The 7,061-nt window shown below is 71.1% G+C and carries 5 protein-coding genes; all 5 read right to left on the bottom strand.

All coding sequences use genetic code 11. The annotated features are described in order from the left end of the window. Positions 1 to 18: 18 nt before the first annotated feature. Positions 19 to 651 carry a hypothetical protein gene (locus ACVNF4_RS29940; protein WP_461806014.1) on the bottom strand — a complete coding sequence of 211 codons (633 nt, stop codon included), beginning with the start codon at positions 649 to 651 and terminating at the stop codon, positions 19 to 21. Between the two features lie 90 nt (positions 652 to 741). Continuing rightward, a complete protein-coding gene (locus ACVNF4_RS29935) occupies positions 742 to 2,001 on the bottom strand; it encodes an MFS transporter (RefSeq protein ID WP_461806015.1) in 1,260 nt (419 codons plus the stop codon). Positions 2,002 to 2,093: 92 nt separating this feature from the next. Then, positions 2,094 to 3,503, bottom strand: coding sequence for a CitMHS family transporter (locus ACVNF4_RS29930; RefSeq protein ID WP_461806013.1), 1,410 nt, complete (start codon positions 3,501 to 3,503; stop codon positions 2,094 to 2,096). A 150-nt stretch (positions 3,504 to 3,653) separates the two neighbouring features. Beyond that, positions 3,654 to 5,885: a molybdopterin oxidoreductase family protein gene (locus ACVNF4_RS29925; protein WP_461806012.1), complete on the bottom strand. Its 2,232-nt coding sequence runs from the start codon at positions 5,883 to 5,885 to the stop codon at positions 3,654 to 3,656. Positions 5,886 to 5,965: 80 nt separating this feature from the next. Further along, a complete protein-coding gene (locus ACVNF4_RS29920; protein WP_461806011.1) occupies positions 5,966 to 6,577 on the bottom strand; it encodes a TetR family transcriptional regulator in 612 nt (203 codons plus the stop codon). Positions 6,578 to 7,061 lie beyond the last annotated feature (484 nt).

Raw genomic sequence — 7,061 nt, 5'->3', positions numbered from 1 at the left:
ATGCGTGCGGCGCCGGGGTTACGCGGCGCCATGCGGGCGACGGCGGAGCCGGAACCACGCCACCGCGCCGACCGCCGTGACACCGACGGCCGCCGCACCGGCGAGCGGGTTGAAAGCGTCCTCCTTCGCGAGTCCGCCGCCACCCGCCGGAGGGCCGCCGTTGGGTCCGCCGGGACCACCACCCGGACCACCCGGACCGCCGGGCGGCGGGCTGGTCGGCGGCGGGCTGCTCGGCGTGCTGGGGCAGTCGACCTTGAACACCTTCATCTTGCCCGCGCCGTTGCCGCCGACGATCTTCCACGTCAGCTTGTACTGCCCGGTCGGCAGCAGCAGATTCTCGGTGACCCCCGAGCCGTTCGCCAGCGTGAGGGAGTCGGACAGCATGGCCGTGGTGCCCGAGTTCCCGCCCTGCGGCTGGATCGTCCAGTCGATGCCCTGGGCGGTGTCGAAGTTGAAGGCGTCCAGGTAGAACCGGCAGATCTTGGGCTGGTTGGCCTGAGCGTCGATCGCGGTGCCCACGACGTGGACCTTGACGTCGCCATTGTCGCCGGGCGCGGCGACGGCGGCAGACGCGCCGAGGAGGGTCACTCCCGTGGCGGCGAGCGCCGCCAGCGTGGCGGCTGCCTTGCGGGACGGATACGGGCGGGTCATACGAAGCCTCCGAGTCGGATGATTGTCATCTTTTTCGGAAGACTGAGGGCACACAGTGCGCGGTGGGCGGGAGCATCGCCGTACGGGACGTCAGTCCTCACTCGTACGGCTCAGCGAGAGTCGTCCCCGGCGTTCAGGGGACGGGCCCTCAGGGACCTCGCTCACCCCTTCGGCGTCACTCCCAGGTCCGGGTGCCCGTACCCCCACCCCCGCCGACAGCAGCAACAGCGCCCCCAGCATCAGGAACGGCGCCGCGACCCCGGTGGCCCCCGCGGCCACCCCGGCTCCGGCGGGCGTGGCGACCTGGGCGAGCCGGTTCCCGGTGAGGCGCAGCGCGAGGGCCGTCGAGCGCGCGGAGGCGGGCGCCGCCTGCACGACCGTCGTCATCGAGAGCGGCTGGCCCACGCCCAGACAGAAGCCCAACGCCGCGAGGATCACCCCAAGTACCCACACGGGTACGGGAATCGCGACCGCCGCGCACAACAGGGCGGCCGACAGACAGGTCAGCGTGAGGAGCCGTCGGCGCCCCAGCAGGCGCAGCAGCGGGGTGAGGATCAGCCGGCAGGCGATGGACGCGGCAGCCCGCAGGCTGAGCAGGAGGCCGACGGCCGTCGGGGAGATCCCGCGGTCCTCCCCGACGACCGGCAGGTACGCGGTGAGGATGTCCGTGGCGGACAGGACCGACATGCTGATCAGCATCCCGGCGGGTACGCCCCGGGTCCGCAGGATGCCCGTCACCGACACCCGATCTCCTTGCCGGGCACGGGACTTGGGGATCGTCTCCCGGTCCTCGATCCGCCACAGCGAGCTGACGGCGACGGCCGCCCCGGCCCCCGCGACGAGGAGGGCGAGCGCACTGGTCCCGGCGAGGTCGTCCCGGCCGATGAGGGCGCCCGCTCCGACGGGTCCGGCGAGCTGGCCGAGGGAGGCGCCGATGGTGAAGTGGCCGAAGTTGCGGTCCTGTTCGCGCGGCGCGGACCGCCGGGCCACGAGCGACTGTGCGCCGATGACGAAGCCGAGGTGCCCGAGCCCCATCACCCCGCTCCAAAGCGCCATCGCCCACAGGGAGTTGACGACTCCGCTCAGCGCGCACCCGCCCGCGATCAGCGCCACCCCGACGGGCAGCAGCGGCGCACACCGCCCGTGATCCGTACGACGCCCCAGCGGCACGGCGACGAAGAGGGGCAGCAGCGCGTACACCCCCGCGATCACCCCGACCGCCCGCTCGTCCGCGCCCAGCGCGAGAGCCCGGTAGGAGACGGCGGGCCGGGCCATCGACACCGCCCCCTGCGCGAAGGAGAAGGCGATGACGAGCCTGAGCAGCCAGCCACGGTTCCCGCCGGGCCTCACAGACACCTCCAACGGTGGTACGGGGTTCCCCTTAGGGGTCTGCCGGCTGAGGGGCTGTCGGCTCAGGGCCCGTCGGCTCGGGGCCCGTCGCCCTAGATGATCCCGAAGAGCATGCCCGCCGCGAGGATCACCAGGCAGGTGAGGCAGGCCCATTTGACGACGAACCGGGTGTGGTCGCCGAACTCGACCTTCGCCATGCCGACGAGGACGTAGACGGCCGGGACGAGCGGGCTGGACATGTGCAGGGGCTGGCCGACGAGGGCGGCGCGGGCGATCTCCAGCGAGGAGACACCGTGCGCCTGGCCGGCCTCGGCGAGGACGGGGAGGACGCCGAAGTAGAAGCCGTCGTTCGACATGAAGTAGGTCAGCGGGAGGCTCAGCAGGCCGGTGACGAAGGCCATGTGCGGGCCCATGCCGTCGGGGATGTTGTCGACGAGCCAGCGGGCCATGTGGTCGACCATGCCGGTGCCCTTGAGGACGCCGGTGAAGACGGCGGCGGCGAAGACCATGCCGGAGACGTTGAGGACGTTCTCGGCGTGCGCGGCGATGCGTGCCTTCTGGTCCGGCATGTGCGGGAAGTTGACGGTCAGGGCGAGGGCCGCGCCGAGGAGGAACAGCACCGGGATCGGCAGCCACTCCATGATCATCGCGGTGAGGAGGGCGACCGTCAGGAGGGCGTTGAACCAGTAGAGCCTGGGGCGGAGGGTGGGGCGGTCGGGGTCGAGGACGCGGAAGCCGTCGTCGGGGTCCTCGGGGTCGTACGGGTTCTCGGGGAGGGGGGCGCCGGCCTTGCCCTGCTTCTCGGTACCCGTAGTACCCGTAGTACCGGCCCCCACCAGCACCGTCTCCGACTCCTTCTCCGCCACCAGCACCTCGCCCAGCGTCAGCACGCCGAGCCGCCTGCGCTCGCGGCGGCCGAGGACATAGGAGAGCGCGATCACGAAGACCAGGCCGACGGCCAGTGCCGGGATCATCGGGACGAAGATGTCGCTCGCGTCGAGCTTCAGCGCCGTCGCCGCACGGGCCGTCGGGCCGCCCCAGGGCAGGGTGTTCATCACGCCGTTGGCCATCGCGGCGACGCCCGTCATCACGACCAGGCTCATCTTCAGCCGCTTGTACAGCGGGTACATCGCCGACACGGTGATCATGAAGGTCGTGGAGCCGTCGCCGTCGAGCGAGACGATCGCCGCGAGGACCGCCGTACCGACGACGATCCTGAGCGGGTCGGCCTTGCAGAACTTCAGGATGCCCCGGACGACCGGGTCGAAGAGGCCGACGTCGATCATCACCCCGAAGTAGACGATCGCGAACATGAGCATCGCGGCGGTGGGGGCGAGGCCGGTGACGCCGTCGATGACGTAGTCCCCCAGGTGGGCGCCCTTGCCGACGAACACGCAGAACAGCGCGGGAATCAGCACGAGCGCCGCGATCGGCGACATCTTCTTCAGCATGATCAGGACAAGAAATGTCGCGATCATGGTGAAGCCGAGGATGGTCAGCATGAATTGGATACCTAACGTTCGCCCTTGAACATCCCACCGGGGGCTGGCGGTGCGACGACGTTAGGTGGCGCCGAGAAGTCTTTACAAGACGTTGACACACGAGCAATAAGCGCGAAACTCCTGGTCAAGTAAGGGGGCAGGGAGCGGAGTTCAGCGGACGGGGTCGAGTTCGACGGGGACGCCGTTGAGGACCGCGTTCCCCGACAGGGGGTCCAGCATGCTGCCGTCCAGGAGTTGGTTGACGTTGACGCCGGGGTCGAGGGCCGCGTGGCTCATGCGGGTGCCGGGGCGGTCGTGCCCCCAGCCGTGCGGGAGGCTGACGACGCCCCGGCGCACCGAGTCGGTCACCTCGACGGGTGCGGTGACCGCTCCCCCGGCACCCTTCACGCGGACGTGTCCGCCGTCGGTGAGACCGAGGCGTTCGGCGTCCTCGGGGTGGACGTGCAGGGTGCAGCGGTTCGAACCGCCGGTCAGGGGCGGGACGTTGTGCATCCAGCTGTTGTTGGAGCGCAGGTGACGGCGGCCCACGAGGACCAGCCCGGCGGGGAGTTCGGCCATCGCGCGGACAAGTCGCGGAAGATCGGCGGCAATCGGCGCCGGGAACAGCTCGACCTTGCCGCTCTTCGTCTTCAACGGCTGCGGGAGGCGCGGGCGCAGGGGGCCGAGGTCGATGCCGTGCGGGTGGGCGAGGACCTTCTCCAGGGTGACGCCGTCCGGCCGTACGCCGAAGCCGTCGCCGTAGGGGCCGAGGCGGAGCATCATGTCGAGGCGGCGCTCCACGCCGTTCTCGCCGGTGAGTTGACCCGCGAGTTCCTTCGGGTCGCGGCCGTGCGCCGGGGAGTGCGGCTCCTTCACCGCCTTGCCGAGGGTCTGGCCGATGACCAGGTCGTCCACGGCGGAGGGGTCGGCGCCGTGCATGCCGGTCGCGGCGAGGGTGAGGCGGGCGAGGATCTCGCTCTCGGCCATGCGGCCGGGTTCCAGCGGGATCGCGGGCCGGTTGTAGCGGACCTGGGCGCGGACGGCGAGGGTGTTGAGCGCGAAGTCGTGGTGCGGGCTGCGCGAGGGCGGCGGCGGGGGCAGGACGACATCGGCGTGCCGGGACGTCTCGTTGAGGTAGGGGTCGACGCTGACCATGAACTCCAGCCCGGCCAGGGCCTTGTCGAGCCGGTCGCCGTCCGGCGTGGACAGCACCGGGTTCGCGGCGACGGCGATCAGCGCGCGGATCGGCTCGCCCTCCGGCGTCGCCGTGTCGATCTCCTCGGCCAGCGCGGAGAGCGGCAACTCCCCCTTGGCCTCCGGGTGCCGGCCCACCCGGGAGTGCCAGCGGCCGAGCGCGAACCCGTGGCTGGGGCCCGCCGGACGCGGCGTCTTGTCGGTCGCGGCCTGCGGGAAGAGGGCGCCGCCGACGCGGTCGAGGTTGCCGGTGAGGATGTTGAGGACGTCCACGAGCCAGCTGGCGAGCGTGCCGTACGGGACCGTGCAGCTGCCGATCCGCGCGTACACGGCGGCAGTCGGGGCGGCGGCGAGGTCGCGGGCCAGGGTGCGGATCGTGTCGGCGTCGACGTCGCAGGCGGCGGCCACGCTCTCGGGGGTGAACTCGGCGACGGCGGCGCGGAGTTCGTCGAGGCCCTGGAGGTGCGGGGTCAACTCCCCGGTGTCCACGAGGTCTTCCTCGAACAGGGTCCGGGCCATCGCCGCGAGGAGCAGGGCGTCGGTGCCGGGCCTGATCGGGACGTGCAGGTCGGCGAGTTTCGCGGTGCGGGTGCGGCGGGGGTCGATGACGACGAGGGTGCCGCCGCGCGCCTTCAGTGCCTTGAGCCGGCCCGGGAAGTCGGGAGCCGTGCACAGACTGCCGTTGGATTCGAGGGGGTTGGCGCCGATCAGGAGGAGGTGGTCGGTGCGGTCGAGGTCGGGGACGGGGATGGCGTACGCGTCTCCGAAGAGGAGCCCGCTGGAGACGTGCTTCGGCATCTGGTCCACCGTCGAGGCGCTGAAGTAGCTGCGCGTGCCGAGGCCGGCGAGGAGGACGGGCGGGTAGAGGGCGCCGGCGACGGTGTGGACGTTGGGGTTGCCGAGGACCACGCCGACCGAGTTCGCGCCGTACCGTTCGACGACGCCCCGGACACCGGCGGCGACCGCGTCGAACGCCTCGTCCCAGCTCGCCTCGCGCAGTTCGCCGTCCTTGCGGACGAGGGGGGTGCTCAGCCGGTCGGGGTCCGAGTCGAGGGCCCCGAAGGAGGCGCCCTTGGGGCAGATGAACCCCTTGCTGAACACGTCGTCCCGGTCACCCCTGGCCCGGGTGACCTCGGTGCCCTCGACGGTGAGGGTCAGTCCGCAGGTGGCCTCGCAGAGGGGGCAGACGCGGAGGGCAGTTCGGGACACGGGTTCTCCCAGGGGGCGGCGGCATCGGCGCGTTGACCCTCCGAGCGTACCGACCGGTAGGTATTACGGGGAGTCCCTGGTCAGTCCAGCACCCTCGCCAGATACGCCCGCAGTAGCTCTCTGGTCTCCTCGATCACCTTCTCGTCCCCCTCCGGGGAGAGCCGGAAGGCCAGGTGGACGAGGGTGTCGGCGGTCTCGACGGCGATCAGGAAGGTGCGGCGGAGGGTGTCGTCGGGGGTGCGGTGGAGGTAGTCCGAGAGGAGTTCGGTGAGGCGGTCGGCGACACGGGTGTTGGGCTCGGCGTGGCGGGAGCCCACCGGGATCTGGTTGCCGAAGTCGACGAGGGAGAAGCCCGGGGCGGTACGGGTCATCTCCAGGTACTCGTCGAGCACCGCGTCCATCGCCGCCCGCCAGTCGCCGGGGCGCGACTGCTCAAGGCGCTCGGTCACCCGCACGGAGTACTTCTCAAGGTTGCGCTGGGCCAGCGCGTCGGCCATCTGCCGCTTGTTCCCGAAGAACCGGTACACGGACCCGATGGGCACACCGGCCCGCTGGGCGACGGCCCGCGTGCTCAGGTCGTCGTAACCGACCTCGTCGAGGAGATCCGCGCACGCGTCGAGAATCCTGGTCAGCCGTTCCGCGCTGCGGCGCTGGACGGGTGCGCGGCGCAGTGATGTCGCTTGGGAGTTCATGACGCCTTTCCGTCGAGGGCCGGCCGGTGCCGTTCCCGGAGTCGGAGCGGACCACCCGCCGCACTCGGCTCCGCGGGGGTGCTAGGGCCTGTCGTCACATTCGCGTCGTCCGCCCGGAGGGCGGGCCGGGAGGGGTCTGGTGCGTGCAGTTGCAAGGCGGAGGAGGGCGGCGACGCGGAGCGTCGGCAACCGACGACAACGCCTGGGGGTCCCCCCTGCTCGAAGAGCTTGGGGGAGCGCGTGCCAGACCCCTCCCGGCAGGCGGGAATGTGACGACAGGCCCTAGAGGCTACCTCCGCGACGCCGAGGACGGACCAGGGGTTCCGGGAACCCCGGGGGAACGGGAGGTCTGCGGCGAGGGGGGTGGGGAAGGTGTCCCTTGCCCGGCTGTATAACTTCATGCAGAGTTCTCTGTGGGTGAATGACTTGTCAACGGTTCCACGTTAATCCGATGTAACGGATGACCGACAGTTGGGACGGAGGC

The organism is Streptomyces sp. S6 (assembly GCF_054880855.1).
This window is presented reverse-complemented; position numbering and strand designations above follow the sequence as displayed.

Excerpts from the sequence above, each read along its gene's own strand:
- ACVNF4_RS29940 (WP_461806014.1), bottom strand. The coding sequence starts at position 651 with ATGACCCGCCCGTATCCGTCCCGCAAGGCAGCCGCCACGCTGGCGGCG.
- ACVNF4_RS29930 (WP_461806013.1), bottom strand. The coding sequence starts at position 3,503 with ATGCTGACCATCCTCGGCTTCACCATGATCGCGACATTTCTTGTCCTG.
- ACVNF4_RS29920 (WP_461806011.1), bottom strand. The coding sequence starts at position 6,577 with ATGAACTCCCAAGCGACATCACTGCGCCGCGCACCCGTCCAGCGCCGC.